The organism is Schaalia cardiffensis (assembly GCF_016405145.1).
Taxonomy (GTDB): domain Bacteria; phylum Actinomycetota; class Actinomycetes; order Actinomycetales; family Actinomycetaceae; genus Pauljensenia; species Pauljensenia cardiffensis.
The window spans coordinates 15,540-34,540 of record NZ_JAEKIA010000013.1 but is presented as its reverse complement, the minus strand read 5'-3'; the positions used below and the strand labels follow the sequence as shown (position 1 = coordinate 34,540).

General features: G+C 61.7%; 15 protein-coding genes. 9 read left to right on the top strand and 6 right to left on the bottom strand.

Annotated features, from left to right (window positions below; all coding sequences use genetic code 11):
* Positions 1-21: 21 nt before the first annotated feature.
* Positions 22-2,493 (bottom strand): DNA gyrase/topoisomerase IV subunit A, encoded by a 2,472-nt coding sequence (locus tag JFX23_RS07900; RefSeq protein WP_416153025.1) that lies wholly within the window; start codon positions 2,491-2,493, stop codon positions 22-24.
* 69 nt (positions 2,494-2,562) lie between these two features.
* Between JFX23_RS07900 and JFX23_RS07895 the strand changes: the two genes are divergently transcribed.
* Together JFX23_RS07895 and JFX23_RS07890 are read left to right on the top strand one after the other, a co-directional pair.
* Positions 2,563-3,096 carry a DUF5998 family protein gene (locus tag JFX23_RS07895; RefSeq protein WP_005961511.1) on the top strand — a complete coding sequence of 178 codons (534 nt, stop codon included), beginning with the start codon at positions 2,563-2,565 and terminating at the stop codon, positions 3,094-3,096.
* Positions 3,093-4,250: an alkaline phosphatase family protein gene (locus tag JFX23_RS07890; protein WP_198776435.1), complete on the top strand. Its 1,158-nt coding sequence runs from the start codon at positions 3,093-3,095 to the stop codon at positions 4,248-4,250. Before JFX23_RS07895 ends, JFX23_RS07890 begins: the two co-directional genes overlap by 4 nt.
* A 168-nt stretch (positions 4,251-4,418) precedes the next feature.
* Here JFX23_RS07890 and sepH read toward each other — a convergent pair whose 3' ends face one another.
* Positions 4,419-5,618, bottom strand: coding sequence for a septation protein SepH (sepH, locus tag JFX23_RS07885; RefSeq protein WP_198776434.1), 1,200 nt, complete (start codon positions 5,616-5,618; stop codon positions 4,419-4,421).
* Between the two features lie 176 nt (positions 5,619-5,794).
* On the opposite strand from sepH, the gene JFX23_RS07880 reads away from it, so the two are divergent.
* Genes JFX23_RS07880 through JFX23_RS07865 form a run of 4 tightly spaced genes read left to right on the top strand, consistent with a single transcriptional unit; the run spans position 5,795 to position 7,835 of the window.
* Complete coding sequence (locus tag JFX23_RS07880; RefSeq protein WP_040313456.1) at positions 5,795-6,097, top strand: DUF4193 domain-containing protein; 303 nt, start codon at positions 5,795-5,797, stop codon at positions 6,095-6,097.
* A 10-nt stretch (positions 6,098-6,107) separates the two neighbouring features.
* On the top strand, positions 6,108-6,755 hold the full coding sequence (locus JFX23_RS07875; protein WP_198776433.1) for a DUF3710 domain-containing protein: 648 nt from the start codon (positions 6,108-6,110) through the stop codon (positions 6,753-6,755).
* Positions 6,727-7,143 (top strand): OB-fold nucleic acid binding domain-containing protein, encoded by a 417-nt coding sequence (locus JFX23_RS07870; RefSeq protein ID WP_005961506.1) that lies wholly within the window; start codon positions 6,727-6,729, stop codon positions 7,141-7,143. The genes JFX23_RS07875 and JFX23_RS07870 overlap by 29 nt, the downstream gene beginning before the upstream one ends.
* A complete protein-coding gene (locus tag JFX23_RS07865; protein WP_198776432.1) occupies positions 7,140-7,835 on the top strand; it encodes a DUF3159 domain-containing protein in 696 nt (231 codons plus the stop codon). Before JFX23_RS07870 ends, JFX23_RS07865 begins: the two co-directional genes overlap by 4 nt.
* A 183-nt stretch (positions 7,836-8,018) precedes the next feature.
* Here the strand turns inward: JFX23_RS07865 and JFX23_RS07860 are convergent, their stop codons facing one another.
* Both JFX23_RS07860 and JFX23_RS07855 read right to left on the bottom strand, forming a co-directional pair.
* On the bottom strand, positions 8,019-8,723 hold the full coding sequence (locus tag JFX23_RS07860; RefSeq protein ID WP_005961504.1) for a potassium channel family protein: 705 nt from the start codon (positions 8,721-8,723) through the stop codon (positions 8,019-8,021).
* A 1-nt stretch (position 8,724) separates the two neighbouring features.
* Complete coding sequence (locus JFX23_RS07855) at positions 8,725-9,375, bottom strand: potassium channel family protein (protein WP_040313454.1); 651 nt, start codon at positions 9,373-9,375, stop codon at positions 8,725-8,727.
* A gap of 334 nt (positions 9,376-9,709) precedes the next feature.
* On the opposite strand from JFX23_RS07855, the gene JFX23_RS07850 reads away from it, so the two are divergent.
* The 3 genes from JFX23_RS07850 (at position 9,710) to acnA (ending at position 16,221) form a co-directional block, all read left to right on the top strand.
* Positions 9,710-11,707, top strand: a complete 1,998-nt coding sequence (locus JFX23_RS07850) for an APC family permease (protein WP_131247248.1) — start codon at positions 9,710-9,712, stop codon at positions 11,705-11,707.
* Positions 11,708-11,773: 66 nt separating this feature from the next.
* Entirely contained in the window at positions 11,774-13,093 is a 1,320-nt protein-coding gene (locus JFX23_RS07845; protein ID WP_198776431.1) for a class I SAM-dependent RNA methyltransferase, read from the top strand.
* 437 nt (positions 13,094-13,530) lie between these two features.
* Entirely contained in the window at positions 13,531-16,221 is a 2,691-nt protein-coding gene (acnA, locus tag JFX23_RS07840; RefSeq protein WP_198776430.1) for an aconitate hydratase AcnA, read from the top strand.
* A gap of 224 nt (positions 16,222-16,445) precedes the next feature.
* On the opposite strand, the gene ppgK is transcribed toward acnA, so the two are convergent.
* On the bottom strand, positions 16,446-17,195 hold the full coding sequence (gene ppgK, locus JFX23_RS07835) for a polyphosphate--glucose phosphotransferase (protein WP_040313450.1): 750 nt from the start codon (positions 17,193-17,195) through the stop codon (positions 16,446-16,448).
* Positions 17,196-17,820: 625 nt separating this feature from the next.
* Positions 17,821-18,708 carry a type I methionyl aminopeptidase gene (map, locus tag JFX23_RS07830; protein ID WP_198776429.1) on the bottom strand — a complete coding sequence of 296 codons (888 nt, stop codon included), beginning with the start codon at positions 18,706-18,708 and terminating at the stop codon, positions 17,821-17,823.
* Positions 18,709-19,001: the final 293 nt, after the last annotated feature.

Here is a 19,001-nt window from a genome sequence, read left to right as displayed (position 1 = left end):
TCCGCGAACGGACGACACCCCTCAGCCCAAAGCTGCGATGGTGAAGACGATGGGGGAGCCGGAGGCGTCGCGGCGCTCGTCCTCTGAGGGAAGATCTACAGGAGAGCCATCCGCGGATGCGGCGCGAGCTGGGCGCGAGCCCACCCATGCGATGTCGAGCCGATCCTCGCCGCGCAGGAATCGCTGCACGCGGACGCCCCGACCGCCCCTGCCCTTCGACGGGTAGAGGGAGAAAGGTGTGACCTTCGCCGTCGTCTGCCCGGTTCCCGGCAGAGCGCCCTGCGCCGCTGCGACCGTGACGACCACAGCATCATCAATCGCGTCGACCACCCAAAAACCGATGACCTCAGCGCCGGGCGACAGTTTCATGCCCACCATGCCTGAAGCGGTGCGCCCCTGTGGGCGAACCTTGTTCGCCGGCGTGCGCAGAAGCTGGGCATCAGAGGAGATGAACACCAGATCGGAAGAATCCGTACTCGGCGCGAAGCCGACGAGGCGATCCCCATCCTCCAAGGCAATGACCTCCCACTCGTCGCGGGCAAGCGCATCGGGCTTCAAACGCTTGACCGTACCGTGGGCGGTTCCCATCGCGTACACGGTCTCCGAATCGGGATCTAGCAGGCCGATAGCGGGAGAATCAGAATGCACCAGCATCGAAGCCGGTGTCGCGGCGGCCAAGGACAGGCCCGTATCGAAACGGGGGATCGCAGGCAGATCGACGACATCGATGCGGTGGGCAACCCCGTCTTGTGTGACGACCGCAACCTGTGAACGCGATGTCGAAGACAGTTGCGCGACCCACCCGTCCTGGTGGGCGCGCGGACCGGGTTCAAGAGGATCGGCGCCTTCGACTCGGGCAAGACCACCGGCGCAACTGAGGACGACGATGCAGGGGGTGTCGGGAATCTGCAGTTCCATTCCCTTGCCCGAGCGTGAGACCGAGGGTAGGGCCGCCGCCAAGGCTGCGCAACCCTGCTCGGGCAGAGCCTCAGCGCCCGGGGAAGACAAGAGCAGCGTGCGCCGAGGCGTGCCCAGACGCGCCGACACCTCACGCAACTCCTTGACGACGAGGGACTTGAGCAGACTCGAATCGGCGAGGATCTTCTCAAGCTCTGCGATGCGCCCGGCGAGTTCGTCGCGCTCTGCCTCAAGCTCGATCCGGGAGAACTTCGTGAGGCGACGCAGCCTCAACTCGAGAATGTGGTTCGCCTGGATCTCCGACAGGTCGAAAGCGGTCATGAGACGCGCTCTGGCCGTTTCGGCATCGTCTGAAGAGCGGATGATCGCGATGACATCATCAATGTCGAGAACAGCGATGAGAAGACCCTCGACCAGGTGCAGACGATCCTGGGCCTTGCCCAAACGGAAACGGCAGCGGCGGGTCGTCACATTGATGCGATGGTCGATGAAGACCTGCAGCATGTCCTTGAGTCCCAAGGTGCGCGGCTGACCCTCGACGAGGGCGACGGCGTTGATCGAGAAGGAGTCCTCCAAAGGCGTGCGAGCGTAGAGCTGCTGAAGGACAGCCTCGGGGTTGAAACCGTTCTTCACCTCGATGACGAGGCGAAGCCCATGAATCCGATCTGTGAGGTTTTGGACCGAGGAGATGCCTTTGAGACGCCCAGAGTTGACGTTCTCCTTGATCTTCTCGATGACCTTCTCCGGGCCGACCATGTAGGGCAATTCCGTGACGATGAGCCCCATTTTGCGGGCCGTCACGCGTTCGATCGACACTTTCGCCCGGGTTTTGAAGGCGCCGCGACCGGTCTCGTAAGCGTCTTTGATCCCCTCAAGGCCGACGATGACGCCGCCCTCGGGAAGATCAGGGCCGGGGACGAAGCGCATGAGGTCGGTGACGGAGGCTTCGGGGTGTTCGATGAGGTGGATTGAGGCGGCGATCGTCTCAGCGAGGTTGTGCGGGGCGACGTTCGTCGCCATCCCCACGGCGATGCCCGAAGCTCCATTGACGAGGAGTTGCGGGAAGGCTGCGGGCAGGACTTCGGGCTGCATGAACTGGTTGTCGTAGTTCGGGACGAAGTCGACGGTGTCCTCATCCAGTCCCGCAACGAGGTCGAGGGCGGCGGGCGCCATTCGTGCCTCCGTGTAGCGCGCGGCTGCGGGGCCGTCATCGAGGGAGCCGAAGTTGCCGTGGCCGTCGACGAGGGGTAGGCGCAGGTTGAAGGGCTGGGCGAGGCGAACGAGAGCTTCGTAGATTGCCGAGTCGCCGTGCGGGTGGAGTTTACCCATGACTTCGCCGACGACGCGCTGGGACTTCACATGGCCTTTGTCGGGACGCAGGCCCATTTGATCCATCTGGTAGAGGATGCGGCGTTGAACGGGCTTCAAACCATCTCGGGCGTCGGGAAGTGCACGCGCGTAGATCACGGAGACCGCGTATTCGAGGAAGGAGCCCCGCATCTCCTCGGATACGTCAATTTCTAAGATGTTCTCATCCTGTTCGGCTAGGAGTTCGCTCAGATCCTTCTTCGGCATGCTCGGCATTATCCACCGTGCAGGTGGGGCGTTTTCGACTCCCACGCCGCCCGCGGGCACAATAAGGGGGTGAATACGTGGGAACGGATCAATCAAGCGGGCTTTTACCCAAGGATCGTTGAAGCTGCGTTGCGGCGCGCCCTGGGCGGCGAGGCGCCTCTCGCTCAGGTTCTGCGTCTGGACGCGGACTTCGACCGGGGTTCAATGTTCCGCCATCTGACCTGTGCAGTCGTCAGTCCCTCGGCTTTCATCCAGATTCACGTCGACGAACTTGAGGACGGGGGAGCAGGTGTCGCCACCTCAATCCACCCCCTGTCGCGCCTTGGCTCCGTCGCGACTTTGGAGCTCCTCGCGGATCCTGAGACTGGGGGCGCGATCAAAGAACTCACGCTGACTGTTGATGTGCAGGGCGCTCGCCGTCTCGAGATTGAGCCCGCTCACTGCGAAGACCCGAATTGCCTTGCGGACCACGGCTATTCGGCGACCTCCTTCCCTGACGATCTGACGATGCGCATCTCGGCTGCGGCTGATGGGGCGGAGGCCCTCGAGGAGGCTGAGCGTTTCGTGGAAGTCCTCTCCTCGGTGTTGAGGAGGAGCAAATGAGCGCCTCAGATCTGAGTGTGCGTTTGAACGTTCCCGCGTGGGCGGATCTGCCCACGCACAAGGATCCACGGATCACGGATGTGTTCGCTGCGGGACTCGCTTGCATTGATGAGACCCTACCTGGTGCTTCACTTGGCGCACGCGACGCCCTCGGTCTCGAAAAGGGCGGTGAACAACTCCTCTTCATCCTCGTTGACGGCCTGGGTTTCCTGCCCCTGATGGAGAATCTCGGCCACGCGCCGACCTTGCGCTCCTTTCGCGAAGAGATCTTGTCGATCCACACGATTGCGCCTTCGACGACTGCGGCTGCGATCACGGCTTTCGGGACGGGACGCGAACCGGGGGCGACCCGTATGGTCGGCTATTCGGTGGCGCAGGGCGATCACGTGATGAACCTCCTCGCTTTCGAGGGCGGCCCGGATCCTGAGGCGTGGCAGGAGTGCCCGAGCTTTTTCGAGGGCCTGAAAGGCGTGGGTGTTGAATCGGTCGTCATCTCGCCTCATGCGTTCGCTTCTTCTGGTTTGACTCGGGCTGCCCTTCGCGGTGCCCGCCACCACGGGGCGATGAGTTGGCAGGAGCGTTGCGATGCGGCTCTTCGTGAGCTTCGCGCTGGGACGAGGGTCGTGTACCTCTACTGGTCCGACGTTGATCATGCCGGTCACGCGCATGGCGTGGATTCGTGGCAGTGGACCGAGGCTCTTGAACTTTTCGATGAGGGCTTGGGCGCGCTTTTTCGACGAATGCCCGCGGGCGTGTGTTCGATTCTTACGGCTGACCATGGGATGGTCGATATTGATCATTCCCAGATTCGTGATCTCGCTGAGGATGGAGCGCTCGCCGAGGGCGTGAGGCTCATCGCCGGTGAGACTCGGGCGGTTCATGTTCACGCTAAGCCTGGCTCAGCCGAGGCGGTGCGTAGGCGTTGGGCTGAGGTTTTGGGTGAATCCGCGTGGGTACTTTCTTCCGAAGAAGCCGGGGCTGTGATGGGCCAGGGCCCGGGTTTGGCGCAGATCGGTGATGCTGTTGTCTTCATGAGTGGGCGCGGTGGCGTTGTCGATTCGAGGACGCAGCCGCAAAGAATGCGTGAGATGCCAGGGGTTCACGGGTCCTTGACGAGCGCCGAGATGAGGATCCCGGTTCTGCAAGTGTCCTGAGATGTCTGGACGCGCCTCAGCGTCCTGGGCGCTTGCGTTTCGCTCGTTGCCTGTGCGTGCTCAGTTTGTTGCCTGTGCGTGCACAGTGGGGGCTTCTCACAAGAGGATCAGCGGTGCCTTCTCAAAAGATTCACTCAGAGCCCTTTCTTACCCACTCAGAACTCTTTCTTACTGGGGCTTCGCGCCGAAAACGATCTCGTCCCAGCTCGGAACGGAACGACGCCGCGACTTGGACTTCTTCTCCGTTGTCTTCGCGGGGAGCGACTCGAGACCTGGCAGGGAGGCCTCCTGCTCGCCTCCGGCTCCACTCCCATTCGCAGCCTCTTCGGCGCGTTTCGAGGGAATTGAAGCGGTGAGCCACGCGGAGGTCGTGTTCTTCGAAGGAGTCGAGGAACACGAAGGCTGCGTCGAAGAAGCAGCAGCCTTTCGTGATGCCGGATCCGTTGAGGACTCGGTGTTCACAAGCGGAAGCGGAATCTCCCCACTGGGCGACTCCTGGGAGTCTGCAGATTCTTCCGAAGCCCGAGCCTTGTCCTCAGGTTCTTCTTTCGTCCGCGCCTGCGCAAGAGAGTAGATCCTGGCGGAAATGGAGGAGGGCTGCGGGGCTGGCTGTTCGAGTCCTAGTTCGGCGAGGGCCGCAGCCTCGTCCTCGTCGAGTTCATATTCGATGTCCTGACGCTTGCCGCGGGCCGCGTTGAGTTGATCGATGATCGCCTCGCGTTGGCGGACTTCTTCAAGGTCGGCGTGGTCGGTGCTTGAGCTTCCACTTGGGGGAAGCGGGGTGAAGATGGAGGCTGCGGGAGTGGTTGACACTGTTTCGGTGAGCCATTGGGCTTCTCGATCAACGGCCTCAAGGGTCCCCGAAGAGGGCAGGAGCCAATGAGCGCCATGCTCGGCGGCGCCCTGAATGAAGGACAGACAGATCTGCCAGGGCCCGTTCGCTTCACGCTGGGCAGACCATTGGAGACTGTTCGGATTCACTCCTCGGGCTGCCAAACGATCGAGGACGAGGTCTCCCATCTTCGGGCCATCAGCTTCTGGACCGATCGTGGAGGCGAGGGCTCGTTGGAGCGCATAGTCCTTCTCCGCCTGGACGGGTGCCTCGTACCGGATGATCGAAGGAATATCAAGGCCGTGACGGGCGGCGATCTCTTCTGGGGTCGCACCGGCTCTGAGGAGGGCTTGAATGTCGCGGGGACGCAGGGTCTGACGTGCCGGATCTGGGGCGGCTTCAATCCGTGGGCGGTCCCTGCGGATGGAGCCGCGAAGTTCATCGGTGATCTGCACGCTGTAACGCTCGCCCTCGGGGTCGGTGAACACCAGGGTTTCACCATCAGCGCCGATTCCGAGCAGTTCAAGCTCGATCATGGGTTCCTCCTCGCAGTACTCCGAGCGCATCGTCTCAAGAGCAGGTGGCGCGTGCGCGACGGCGCGCCGTGAGATTGAATAATGGCGCTCGTCTTCTCGGAGTGTTATCCTCCGACCGCCGAGACACCATCCGGAGTCATGCTCGCATGGCTCCCGCCCGTTGGAAGGGGACGATAATGGCCACCGACTACGACGCACCGCGTAAGAATGACGACGACGTCACGGAGGACTCGATCGAGGAACTGAAGTCTCGACGTAATGATGCCGGGTCAGCCGAGATCGAAGAAGACGAAACTGAGGCCGCTGAGAATTTCGAGCTGCCCGGTGCCGACCTTTCGAAGGAAGAGCTGACGGTCCACGTCGTCCCGAAGCAGGAGGATGAGTTCACCTGCTCGCATTGTTTCCTCGTTCACCACGCCTCTCAGCTCGCCTACGTTGACGCATCCGGACTCCCGGTGTGCACTGAATGCGAGGGCTGAGGCGCCAGTGATGTTCGGACGCAAGAAGAGGGCCGAACCCGCTGCCGCACCGCAAGAGGAAGAGCCGCAGCGACTTCCTCGTGTGAATGAGGACGCTGAGATCTGGAGCGTTCCCGGGCCTCGCAGCCCGGAGGAGGTCGATACCTCCGTCGGATACATCGACATGGGCTCGATCCTTCTTCCCGCGGTCAGGGGGATGCAGATGCGCACCCAGGTCGCCGATGACGGCACCTCGGTCCTGCGCGTCCTCCTCGTGCTCGGTGACTCCGGGCTTCAGATTTCAGCGGCTGCGGCCCCCCGCTCAGGTGGGGTGTGGGACGAGCTTCGTTCGCAGATCCTCGAAGGGCTGAGAGCGGATAAGGCTCAGGTGCGCGAGGTCGAGGGCCGCTACGGGACTGAGATCTACGCGGATATCCCCGTGAAGCTCCCCGATGGGCGCAAGGCGAGCAGTCGGATGCGCATCATCGGCCGCGAGGGTGACCGTTGGTTCTCGAGGATCGACATCCTCGGGCCCGCCGCTCAAAGTCCCGAGGCCGGGGCGCAGATCGAGAGAATCCTTGATCGGATTGTCATTGTCCGTGATTCCAAGCCGCGCGCCCGTCTTGACTTGCTCCCCATTCATATGCCGAATGAGCAGGTGGAGGCCCCTCGTGTCTGAGGAGCGCAGCTTCCGTATCACGAGAGCTTTCTTCGCCCTGTTGGAGCGCTTGAATACCGACACGCGACAGCGTGACGAAGCTCGCGATGAGGAGCAGACACGTAAGCGGCGCGGAACGATCGCAATCTGCGATGTCCGCGACCGCGAACGGGTCACCCTTTTCGGTTCGCTTCTGTCGATGACTTTCCCTTCACAGGTTGGCGAGAGGGTCCTTGTCGCCACCTTGTACGACGGGACCGCTTCGATCGAGTTGCGTTGGCCTGGGCGCCGCTCCATTCCTGGCCTTCATGTCGGAGAACATATCGAGGTCGAGGGCACAGCTGGAATGCAAGGGGACCATCTGGTGATCTTCAATCCCCTGTATCGGATCATCGTGGAGAATACGTGAACCACAAGGAGTTCCCCACATCTCGTCCACCCCAATGGGCCCGGCAGCTTGATGAGGAGTCTTTCTCCTGGCAAGAGGCCGTGGGAGGGTGGCGAGGCTTCATAGAGTCGATCCTTCCCGGCCTCGTTTTCGTCGTCTGCTTCGTGGTGACCCGGGACGTAATGCTCACGAGCATTCTTTCTGCGGGGACGGCCCTGATCGCATTGGCGGCGCGTCTCCTTCAACGTCAATCAATCTCCCAGGCGATTTCCGGGTTCTTCGGTGTCGGTATTGGTGCGCTGTGGGCGCTTGCGAGCGGAAAAGGGGAGAACTTCTACGCTTTCGGGCTCATCATTTCCGCCTCTTTCTTCCTCGGGGTCCTCCTTACGATCCTGGTCGGACGTCCTTTCGTTTCGATCGGTGTTGGCGCTTTTTGGGCGCTGCCGAAGGGGTGGTGGCGCTTCGAGCGGTTTAAGCCTTTGGCGAGGAGATGCGTGTGGCTGAGCTGGCTATGGGCCGGGGTTTTCGCGTTCCGTCTCGCGGTAGAGGTGCCCTTGTGGTGGATGGGCCAGGTCGCCCAACTTGGAGTTGCGAAACTGATCCTCGGTGTTCCTCTCTTCGCACTCGCCGCGTGGTTGAGCTGGTTGGGGCTTCGTCCTTTCGGGCAGCTCGTGAATCAGGGGAATGAAGCACAGGATGAAGCAGGGGAGTAAGGAGCCTTCGCGCCGGGCGGGGTGAAAGGCTCGTGTTTTCTTGAGGGCCTCGCGTTTTCTTGAGGGCACTGTCGACCTCTTGCAGGGCGAGAAGCGTGCGATAACCGGGCGAGGAGCGTGCGACAGCAGAGCGAGAAGCCCTGCGACAAGCGGAGCGTCGCTCCGAAGAAAAAGACGGCGATCTCAGGCTTGCTCTTCGGCTTCCTCATTCACCTCAGGCTCGGGCACCTCGACCAGACGGGTCAAAGTGTCGAGCGCGTTCTTCTCCAGATCAGAGATCAGCAGCAAAAGCTCATCTTCCGCTTCGAAAATGTCGTCGTCGGAAGGCGTGATCGGGCGTCCCGAACGCAGAAGCGACGTGAGGACTGTACGTGGCGGGAGGTCGACTTCGACAATCCGACGGCCCACAAGCGGCGACTCTTCTGGGAGGACGATCGCATACATTGAGACTTCAGCGGAGTTGAAAGAGAAGAGACGCACCGGAATGCCGACGGAGACCGCCTCGTCCACGAGGGCAGTCATGATGCGCGGCGTCGACACGGACACGTCCACGCCCCATGAGGCGTCGAAGAGCCACTCGTTCTTCGGGTTGTTAAGGCGGGCGACGACGCGTGGGACTGCGAACTCGGTTTTCGCCAGGAGGGAGATCACGAGGTTCGCTTTGTCGTCACCGGTTGCGGCGACCATGACATCGGCCTGAGCGAGCCCAGCATCTGCGAGGGCATCGGGAGAACACGCATCGGCGAGGACCCAATCGGCGTCGGCGACGGAGGCGACGCGCAGCTTGTCCGGCTGATTATCGATGAGGGTGCATTCGTGGCCGTGATCGAGCAGTTCGAGGGCGACGGAGCGGCCGACGGAGCCGGCTCCTGCGATGACGATCTTCATGTCAGTCCTGGAAGTTCGGTTCGTTGGTGAGGATGTCGCGCAGGCGAGTCGAGTTGTTGCCCGCAACCGCGAAATAGAGCTGATCGTGTTCTTGGATTACAAGATCAGGTCTCGCCGGGATGATCGTTCCCAGACGGGAGACGAAGGCGATGCGCTCCCCGGTGAGTTCTTCGACAATGGGGAAGGCCATGCCGTACCAAGATTCTTCCGGGGTGGCGGTCACGAGGGACACTTCGCCGGTCGGATGAGTCCAGATGACTGAGGCATCGGGGGGCAGCATGCGCCGCATCACGGACTCGGCGGTGCGCTTCACCGTGGCAACCGTCGGGATGCCCAGACGCTCGTAGACGAAGGCGCGCTGCGGATCGTAGATCCTGGCGACGACGTGTTCGACGTGGAAGACCTCTTGGGCGATACGAGCCGCAATGACATTCGAGTTATCACCGCTCGACACCGCCGCAAAGGCGTAGGCATCCTTGATGCCCGCCTGTTTCAAAGCACCGCGGTCCATTCCAAAACCGGTGACCCTGCGGCCGGAGAAGTTCGCGGGCAGGCGTGAAAAGGCCTTGGGGTCCATGTCGATGACGGCGACGGAATGGCCATCGGCGTCGAGGGCTGTGGCGATGAGTGAACCGACGCGTCCGCATCCCATAATCACGAAGTGCACGCGTTAACGCTACTCGTCTCTTCGCTTCGACTCCAGCATGCAGGCCCCCGCGCGATGCGCTAAGGCCCTTCGCTGTGGCTTTGGAGAGCTCTCACGCGATGTACTAAGGCTCTTCGCTGTGGCTTTGGGGCTTCCGCCAGATGTCACTGGGACCCCCCTTCACTTGCTTGGAAAGTGCTCGCCTCATGCGCCCAAGCCCTTCCCCGATGCCTTTTTTGACGAGTTGCACGATGGAAAGAGGACCTCTTGGCCTCGTAATGCCCATGGGGCGGATTAGTCTTAGCGAGTGTTGTCCAACGTCTTCGCCAGAGCGAAGCGGATGCTCCTCGGCCGACCCCTGAGGTCGGATGCGATGGGGCATCAGCTCTTGCCCAAGAGGATCGCGCTGCCGATCTTCGCCTCCGATGCCCTCTCGTCCGTCGCCTACGCGCCTGACGAGATTCTCCTGACCCTCGCCCTCGCAGGATCTCTCGCTGTGATGCAGTCCCTGTGGGTCGGGGTTTTCGTGGCTCTCGTCCTCGCGGTGGTCGTCATGTCCTACCGTCAGACGGTCCGCGCCTACCCCTCGGGAGGCGGCGACTACGAGGTCGTGACGAAGAACCTGGGCCGGAACTGGGGCCTCTTCGTCGCATCCGCGCTCCTCGTGGACTACATCCTCACTGTCGCGGTCTCCATCTCCTCGGGCGCCGCCTACATCACGACCGCGCTTCCCGCCCTTCACGGGCACAAGCTCATCATCGCCGTCAGCCTGGTCGTTCTCCTCGCGCTCGTGAATCTTCGGGGAACGAAAGACGCTGGTGGCGCTTTCGCGATTCCGACCTACATCTACATCTGTTCAATCCTGCTGATGATCCTCGTCGGCCTCATCGAGTTTTTCACCGGGACCCTCGGGCAGGCGCCAACAGCGCAATACGAACTCACAGCAACGCCGGATCATGCCGAGGGACTTATCGGCTTGGGCGGGGTATTCCTCCTGATGCGGGCCTTCTCTTCGGGCTGCGCGGCCCTGACCGGTGTTGAAGCCATTTCGAATGGCGTTCCCATGTTCAAACGCCCGAAGTCGAAGAATGCCGCAACCACCCTTGCGATCCTTGGTGCGATTGCGGTGACGATGATGCTCTCGATCCTCCTGCTCGCTCGAGCGACCGGCGTGAAGATCGTTGAGAACCCGGCCCTCCAGCTCACCTTGAACGGGGCCGCAGTCGATGCGAAGACGTATATTCAACCGGTGATCGGCCAACTTGCCGCTGCGGTCTTCGGCAATGGGTCGATCCTCTTCCTCCTCATCACGGCAGTGACGGGCCTCATCCTCGTGCTCGCCGCGAATACCGCTTTCAATGGCTTTCCGACCCTCGCCTCCGTGCTTTCGAGAGATTCCTTCTTGCCCCGTCAGCTCTACAAACGCGGCGACCGCCTCTCCTACTCGAACGGCATCCTCGTCCTCGCCCTCGCGGCAATCATCCTCATCGTCGCTTTCGAGGCTGAAACGACCAGGCTCATCGAGCTGTACGTGGTCGGAGTGTTCATCTCCTTCACACTGTCCCAGTTCGGCATGATCCGTCATTGGAACCGGCAGCTGCGCACGCGCCAGAACGGTTCGGAACGAGGCCGGGTGCTGCGCTCTCGGGCTGTGAACGTCATCGGCTTCATGATGACGAGCCTGGTGCTGCTGATCGTCTTGATGACGAAGTTCACCCACGGCGCGTGGATCACTCTCATCATGATCGCTCTTACCTTCCTCGTACAGCTGGGAATCCGCCGCCACTACGACACAGTCCGCAAACAACTGCACGTTGAGGACTGGTCTGAGAAACGCGCCCTGCCGACCAGGGTTCGAGCCCTCGTCCTCGTGTCGAGTCTGTCGAAGGCTTCGATGAGGGCGATCGCGGCGGCGCGCTCTTCGCATCCTTCCGCCCTTGAACTCGTCTCGGTCGTCGCCGATGAAGAAGAAGAGCGGCGCATCCGCGAGGATTGGGAGCAATCCGCTGTTCCGCTCCCGCTGACGCTCCTGTCGAGCCCCTATCGTGATCTGACGCATGTCGTCCTCCAATACATTCGAGGACTGCGCCACCAAAGCCCAAGGGAAATGCTCGTCGTCTACATGCCGCGAGTCCTCGTGCACCACTGGTGGGAGAACGCCATGCACAATCAGATGCAGGAACGACTCCGGCATGCCCTGTTGACTGTGCCCGGCGTCATCCTCACCATCGTGCCGTGGAAACTTGGTGAAGATGACGAGGTCGAAGGTCGACAACTCGTTAACGATCCCTTTAAGACGGGGGAAAAGCCCACACGCACCCCCGATGAGAGTGCATAGCCTTCGAGGCCCACACCCTCCGGATACGAAGACACACGTCATGACTGGAAGAGAAGAGGATGATCGATGACGAGTAAGTCACGACGCCATCACCGCAGCCGCGCCGCAACAGGCATTGAAGAGCAGATTCTTGAGCTGCAGATCGGCTCTCCCGCGCACGGCGGGGCCTGCGTCGCCCGCGACGAGGACGGGCGCGTCGTGTTCGTTCGTCATGCCCTCCCGGGGGAACGCGTCCGAGCTCGTGTCACCTCCACCCAAAAGTCCCTCGCCTGGGCCGATGCCGTGGACATCCTTAAAGCCTCGCCAGATCGCGTCGAGTCCATGTGGCCGCAGGCGGGCCCGGGAGGTGTCGGCGGCGGAGAACTCGCCCATGTCGCTCCCCATGCTCAACGGGCCTGGAAGGAAAAGGTCATCCAAGACCAGCTACGAAGGATCGGCGGGCCGGATTGTGCGGCCGCCGTCGAAGAACTGGGCGGGGTTCAGGTTCAAGCGGCGCCCGGCGACGAGTGCGGAGATCTCACGCGGCGTCGAACGAGGATCGAACTCGTGATCGACCAGGAGGGGCGGGCCGGAATGCACCGTTTTCGAGGCCGCGAGGTGATCGCCCTCGATTCGATGCCTCTTGCGGTCACTCCGATCGAAGAGCTCGGGATTCTTGGCGCAGGATCGGCGTGGGCGGACCTGTGGCGTTCGAAAGAGCGGATCCGCGTGGTCGCTCCGAACGGGCAGTCCCCGATGGTGCTCACCTCGAAGGGTGCTTTCAACTCTCTTGGTGAAAAGATCGAGGCCGAGCGTTTGCCGTGGAATGTCGAAGTCGCCGGGAAGAACATCGAATACCGGGTTCGCCCCACGGGCTTTTGGCAGACCCACATCAAGGGGGCGGAGGTTCTTGCCAATGCTGTCCTTTCCGCTGCGGCCCTGAATGAGGGGGATCGAGTCCTTGAACTCTACTCGGGCGCTGGCCTTTTCACTCGTCCCCTCGCTGAAGCGATCGGCCCGAAGGGGCGCCTCGTATCCCTCGAAGGCGATGAAGGGGCAGTGGCGGATGCTGGGGAGAATCTCGCTCCCTTTGGTTGGGTGGATGCCTTCGTCGGTGGAGTCGACAAAGAGGGGATTTCAGAGCTGAAAACACAGCTCGATCGGCGCCCCGATGTCATTGTGCTCGATCCTCCGCGAGCGGGAGCGGGACGCGAGGCGTGCCGAGCGATTGCGGATGCCGGGGCGTCGAGGATTGTTCTCGTGTCCTGCGATCCTGCCGCTGGGGCGAGGGATCTGCGTGAGCTCTTCGAGGCGGGCTATCGGCTCAGTGCCTTTTCAGCGTGGGATTTGTTCCCGCACACGCATCATGTTGAGACTCTCGCACTTTTAGAACGCCAGGTGTTCTGATCGGGGAGTGGGGGAGACGTTGATCTGTGCCAACAGTGCGTACTGGGACGTGGTGCTCAGGGCATGGAACAAGTTGCAACCACCTCTAGAACCCGGCGCGTTGTGATCGGGGAGTGGGGGAGGAGATTCCCCATGCGCTCTGAACCGCTTTTCCCACCTGCTCTGAAGCGGATTTCCTTGCTGACCCGGAAGAGGATTTCCTTGATGAGCGCTTTGCCGAAAGGCTGAGTGCAAGACGAATCCTCGCGTCCTCGTCCTCGACGATGAACGAGAGGAAGTGTGCGAAAACTCGGGGTTCGTTGAGTTTTGTGAGAATCGGCTTGCACAGAAGCCACCCCTCCGTAATCTTGATGTCGAGATAAATTGTGTGGGAGCTGAGCCCCGCACCTACGAGCCTGGCACCCGCAGGGCATTGCCGCAGCGATAAGGAGACCCCAATGGCGAGTATCGATTCCTTCGCCGCACGCGCTGAACTGAGCGTCGGCGAACAGAACTACTCCTACTACCGTCTGGACGCGGTCGAGGGACTCAAGAAGCTCCCGTACTCGCTGAAAATCCTCGCCGAGAATCTCCTGCGCACCGAAGACGGCCAGAACATCACGACAGACCACATCACAGCCCTCGCGAACTGGGACCCCGAGGCCGAACCAGACACGGAAATCCAATTCACCCCGGCCCGCGTCATCATGCAGGACTTCACCGGCGTCCCTTGCATCGTCGACCTCGCCACCATGCGTGAGGCCGTCGCTGACCTCGGGGGAGACCCGACCCTCATCAACCCACTCGCTCCGGCTGAAATGGTCATTGACCACTCGGTACAGATCGACGTTGCAGGCACACCCTTCGCATTCGAAGGGAACGTCGAACGTGAATACGAGCGCAACCGCGAACGCTACCAATTCCTCCGCTGGGGGCAGGGAGCCTTCGACAACTTCAAAGTGGTTCCGCCTTCGACCGGGATCGTCCACCAGGTGAATATCGAGCACCTCGCCCGAACGGTTTTCACCCGAGTCGAAGACGACGGCACGATCACCGCCTACCCGGACACCTGCGTCGGCACGGACTCACATACGACGATGGTGAACGGCCTGGGTGTCCTCGGTTGGGGTGTCGGCGGAATCGAAGCAGAGGCCGCGATGCTCGGTCAGCCGGTCTCCATGCTCATCCCCCGCGTCGTCGGTTTCAAACTCACCGGGCAGATCCCTGCGGGCGCAACCGCCACGGATGTTGTCCTCACGATCACGCAGAAGCTGCGCGCCCACGGAGTCGTCGGCAAATTCGTCGAGTTCTACGGCTCCGGGGTCAGCGCCGTTCCGCTGGCGAACCGCGCGACCATCGGCAATATGTCGCCCGAGTTCGGTTCGACGGCCGCCATCTTCCCGATCGACGAGGTCACCCTCGATTACCTGCGACTCACCGGCCGCTCAGAAGAATCCATCGCCCTCGTCGAGGCCTACGCGAAGGCCCAAGGCCTGTGGCACGACCCCTCCCACGAGGTGCGCTATTCCGAATACCTCGAGCTCGACCTTGCGAGCGTCGTCCCCTCGATCGCAGGTCCTAAGCGTCCACAGGACCGCATCACCTTGTCGGAGTCGAAAGATTCCTTCCGCAAGACCATCGCCGACTACGCGCCCGAAGGTGAGCGCGAGGACGTGGCGCTGACCCTGGCGGATGGCACACAAACCCGCCTCAACCACGGTGACGTCGCGATCGCATCAATCACTTCGTGCACGAACACCTCGAACCCCTCGGTGATGATGGCCGCGGGCCTTCTCGCCCGCAAAGCCGTCGCCCGGGGCTTGAAGTCGAAACCCTGGGTGAAAACCTCCCTCGCTCCTGGTTCAAAGGTTGTGACCGACTACTTCGAGAAGGCGGGGCTGTGGGGCGCCCTCAACGCCCTCGGCTTCAACCTCGTCGGATACGGCTGCGCGACCTGCATCGGCAACTCTGGTCCTCTTTCCGCGCAAGTGTCTGCCGCGGTGAATGAGAACGACTTGGCGGTCGTGTCGGTCCTGTCGGGCAACCGCAATTTCGAGGGCCGCATCAACCCGGACGTGAAGATGAACTACCTCGCGTCCCCGCCGCTCGTCATCGCCTACGCACTTGCCGGCACGATGGACTTCGACTTCGACTCCGAGCCTTTGGGGACCGACCCTGCGACGGGGGAGCAGGTTTTCCTGAAGGACATCTGGCCGAGCCCGGAGGAAGTCCAGTCGAGCATCGATTCTTCGATCGACCGTGAGATGTTCGAGAAGGACTATGCGGATGTCTTCGCTGGAGACGAGCGCTGGCAGGGACTCCATACCCCCGAGGGGGACACCTTCTCCTGGGACAGCACCTCCACGTATGTCCGCAAACCCCCATACTTTGAAGGAATGGGCCTCGAGCCCGAAGCCGTTGAAGATATTCACGGCGCCAGGGTCTTGCTGAAGCTCGGCGACTCGGTGACGACCGACCACATTTCGCCCGCAGGCGCTTTCAAGCCGGAGACTCCGGCGGGCCAGTACCTGCTCGCCAATGGGGTGGAGCGCAAGGATTTCAACTCTTATGGCTCGAGGCGTGGAAATCATGAGGTCATGATCCGTGGGACCTTCGCCAATATCCGTATCCGCAATGAGATGGTTCCGGGTGTCGAGGGTGGTTTCACGAAGGACTTCGCTCGCGAGGGCGCGCCGACGACCACCGTGTACGAGGCGGCGCAAGACTACCTCGCTGCGGGCACGCCGCTCGTTGTCCTTGGAGGTAAGGAATACGGTTCGGGCTCCTCGCGGGACTGGGCGGCGAAGGGCACTTCCCTGCTCGGAGTGAAGGCCGTTATCGCTGAATCCTTCGAACGCATCCACCGTTCGAATCTCATCGGTATGGGAGTGCTCCCCCTCGAATTTCCCGAAGGTCAGAGCCGAGACACTCTGGGGCTGACGGGTGAGGAGCTCTTCGATATCGAAGGCGTGAGCGTTTTGAATGAGGGTGTGACCCCGAAGACTTTGCGCGTCACTGCGACTCGCGAGGACTCCAGCTGCGTTGTGTTCGATGCGCGACTGCGGATCGACACTCCCGGGGAGGCCGACTACTACCGCAATGGGGGAATCCTTCAGTACGTCCTGAGGGATCTGGCCAAAAGGAGCTGAAAAAGAGTGCCCGGGGCACAAGTCGGACAGTGATGGTTTCGCCCCGGGCACAAGTCGGACACTGAGGGGGGAGACTGGCCCTGATGGAGGCGGTTTCCCCTGGTGAGCGGGCTTTGGCTGGTCTTCGGACGGGAGGTGAACTCCTCGTGGAGTGCCCTTGTGTCCGACTTGTGGCCACCTTGGGCCCCGTTGTGTCCGACTTGTGGCCGGGATCCGTTCTGGCCTCAGGCTCGGGATGCCGCGTAGGATGCAGCGCCCACGATGCCCGCGGTGTTGCGCAGCTGCGCAGGAACCATCGGCGTCTTCAAGTCGAGGAGAGGCATGAACTTGTCATGATTCTTCGACACGCCGCCGCCGACGACGAAAAGATCGGGGGAGAGGAGCATCTCGACGTGGGAGTAGTAGCGCTGAAGGCGCTTCGCCCACTTCTTCCAGCTGAGGTCCTGAAGGGTCTTCTGCCCGGAGGAGGCGCGCTTCTCAGCGTCGTAACCATCGATCTCAAGGTGCCCGAGTTCCGTATTCGGAATGAGGTGCCCGTCCATGATGAGCGCGGAACCGATGCCGGTGCCGAGTGTGGTGAGGATGACGAGGCCCTCAACCCCCTTCGCGGCACCATATGCGACCTCTGCGAAGCCTGCGGCGTCGGCGTCGTTGAGTGGAACGACCGGTCTGGAGAGGTGGCGCATCATGAGTTCGTTGACATCAATGCCGACCCAGGAGTCGTCGAGGTTCGCCATGAAGGGGATGACTCCGTGGATTACGGGTGCGGGAAAGGCGATGCCGACCGGGATCTCGGGGCCGACCTCGAGCTGGACGAGGATCTGATGGCACACGTCGGCGACAGCGTCGGGCGTCGCGGGTTTCGGTGTGTCGATCCGGATGCGTTCTCCGATGAATTCCCCGGTCTCGAGGTCGACCAGTGCCGACTTCACTCCCGAGCCGCCAATATCGATACCGCATGCCACCGTCGTCATCTTGTCCTCCAAGAGAAGAAATTGGGGTGTGATGAGAATAATAACCCGAGTCCGGTGAAGGGCGGGGCCGGGAGCATAATTTGCGCCCCTCGACGAATGATCTGTTCCCTCTACAGACGTCGAGCTCTCTACGGACATCGAGCAAACTCAAAAGAAGGGGAGACAGATCACGAGAGGAAGACAGGCCCTGAGAGGGCTACTCGTCGCGAAAAAACTGAAGGGATGCCGTCTTCACAGGTGAGGCACAGTCGCGTGGGCGATATTCGTTCCAGAATGGACCCTTTCAGTGCCGAAAATTCCTGGCCTTGCGCCCCGAGCCGACGAAGACTCGAGGACCTACGGGGATGTGGGGAAATCCCGGCGCCTCAGGCTTTTGGGGTGCTGGTCCACGCAGGGGATGAATGCATGCCCGGCGCCTCGGGCTTTTGGGGTGCTGGGCCTACGGGGATGTGGGGAAATCCCGGCGCCTCAGGCTTTTAGGGTGCTGGTCCACACAGGGGATGAATGCATGCCCGGTGCCTCCAGTGGTGTGTTCGGGGGTGCCGAGGCCGTGAGCTTGTGCTGGGAAAGGACAAAAGGACAACAGCTCAGGCTTCACGCATCCCCACCCTGAGCGGGCGGAGCATTACGGCAGGGTGAGGATCTCAGCCCCGTCCTCGGTGACGACGATCGTGTGCTCGAACTGGGCCGTGCGTGAACGATCGGCAGTGACGACAGTCCACTCGTCATCCCACTGCTCCCAGTCAATTCCACCGAGGGTAATCATCGGCTCAATCGTGAAGACCATGCCGGGCTCCATGACGGTCGAGTAGTTCGGAGCCGCATCGTAGTGGGGGATGATAAGCCCCGAGTGGAAGGCTTCGCCGACGCCGTGACCCGTGTAGTCGCGGACGACACCGTAGTCGAAGCGCCTCGCGTACTTTTCGATCACGCGGCCGATGACATTGATCTCTCGTCCGGGCGCAACGGCTTTAATGCCACGCATCATGGCGTTCTTCGTGCGTTCGATGAGCAGATGTGATTCCTCATCCACGGTGCCGACCTCGAACATCCGGCAGGTGTCGCCGTGCACGCCCTTGACATAGGCGGTGATGTCAACATTGACGATGTCGCCTTCCTCAAGCGGACGATCATCGGGAATGCCGTGGCAGATCACCTCATTGATCGAGGTACACAGGGATTTGGGGTAGCCCATGTATCCCAGGCAAGAGGGGTAGGCGTCGTGTGCGATAAGGAAGTCGTGGCCGATCCGGTCGAGTTCATCGGTGGTCACCCCCGGTTTCACAGCTTCACCGACGAGTTCGAGGGCTTGCGCAGCGATCTTCCCGGCGTAGCGGATGCGCTCGATCGTCTCAGGGTCCTTGACATCGGATGCTGTGACACGTTCGGGACCGTCGTGGAACATGTATTCGGGGCGTTCGATGTGTGCGGGCACGGTGCGCAGCGGGGAGATACGGCCGGGCTTCAGATCGCCCAAGGGCGCACGAGAGGCAAGATCAACTGAAAGAGTCATGGCGTCAAGCCTAGTCCCACCTCAGAACTCTCGTTCGAGCGCCCCTGCCTCTCTTGCAGAACCGCAACAGCCCTGCCTCCATCCCACTTTCCCTAACAGCGGCCCCGGTCTCAGCCCCATCACGGGAGCATCCCGGTTCCATCCTGTACAAGAACAGCCCCCGTCTCAGCCCCTATCACTCGAACACCCCGACACGGTGCCGCAGCGTCTAGGCTCAGCCCCAGCACCTCTTCTGCTCCAGCGATGCAGCACCGCACCCGAGCGCCAGAGCAGAACCTGCAGAACCGAAGCAC

What these genes read in the sequence shown, in the direction of transcription:
- JFX23_RS07900 (WP_416153025.1), bottom strand. Translation starts at nt 2,493, where the DNA reads ATGCCGAAGAAGGATCTGAGCGAACTCCTAGCCGAACAGGATGAGAAC.
- JFX23_RS07890 (WP_198776435.1), top strand. Translation starts at nt 3,093, where the DNA reads ATGAGCGCCTCAGATCTGAGTGTGCGTTTGAACGTTCCCGCGTGGGCG.
- sepH (WP_198776434.1), bottom strand. Translation starts at nt 5,618, where the DNA reads ATGATCGAGCTTGAACTGCTCGGAATCGGCGCTGATGGTGAAACCCTG.
- JFX23_RS07880 (WP_040313456.1), top strand. Translation starts at nt 5,795, where the DNA reads ATGGCCACCGACTACGACGCACCGCGTAAGAATGACGACGACGTCACG.
- JFX23_RS07875 (WP_198776433.1), top strand. Translation starts at nt 6,108, where the DNA reads ATGTTCGGACGCAAGAAGAGGGCCGAACCCGCTGCCGCACCGCAAGAG.
- JFX23_RS07870 (WP_005961506.1), top strand. Translation starts at nt 6,727, where the DNA reads ATGAGCAGGTGGAGGCCCCTCGTGTCTGAGGAGCGCAGCTTCCGTATC.
- JFX23_RS07860 (WP_005961504.1), bottom strand. Translation starts at nt 8,723, where the DNA reads ATGAAGATCGTCATCGCAGGAGCCGGCTCCGTCGGCCGCTCCGTCGCC.
- JFX23_RS07855 (WP_040313454.1), bottom strand. Translation starts at nt 9,375, where the DNA reads ATGGGATGCGGACGCGTCGGTTCACTCATCGCCACAGCCCTCGACGCC.
- JFX23_RS07850 (WP_131247248.1), top strand. Translation starts at nt 9,710, where the DNA reads ATGCTCCTCGGCCGACCCCTGAGGTCGGATGCGATGGGGCATCAGCTC.
- JFX23_RS07845 (WP_198776431.1), top strand. Translation starts at nt 11,774, where the DNA reads ATGACGAGTAAGTCACGACGCCATCACCGCAGCCGCGCCGCAACAGGC.
- acnA (WP_198776430.1), top strand. Translation starts at nt 13,531, where the DNA reads ATGGCGAGTATCGATTCCTTCGCCGCACGCGCTGAACTGAGCGTCGGC.
- ppgK (WP_040313450.1), bottom strand. Translation starts at nt 17,195, where the DNA reads ATGACGACGGTGGCATGCGGTATCGATATTGGCGGCTCGGGAGTGAAG.
- map (WP_198776429.1), bottom strand. Translation starts at nt 18,708, where the DNA reads ATGACTCTTTCAGTTGATCTTGCCTCTCGTGCGCCCTTGGGCGATCTG.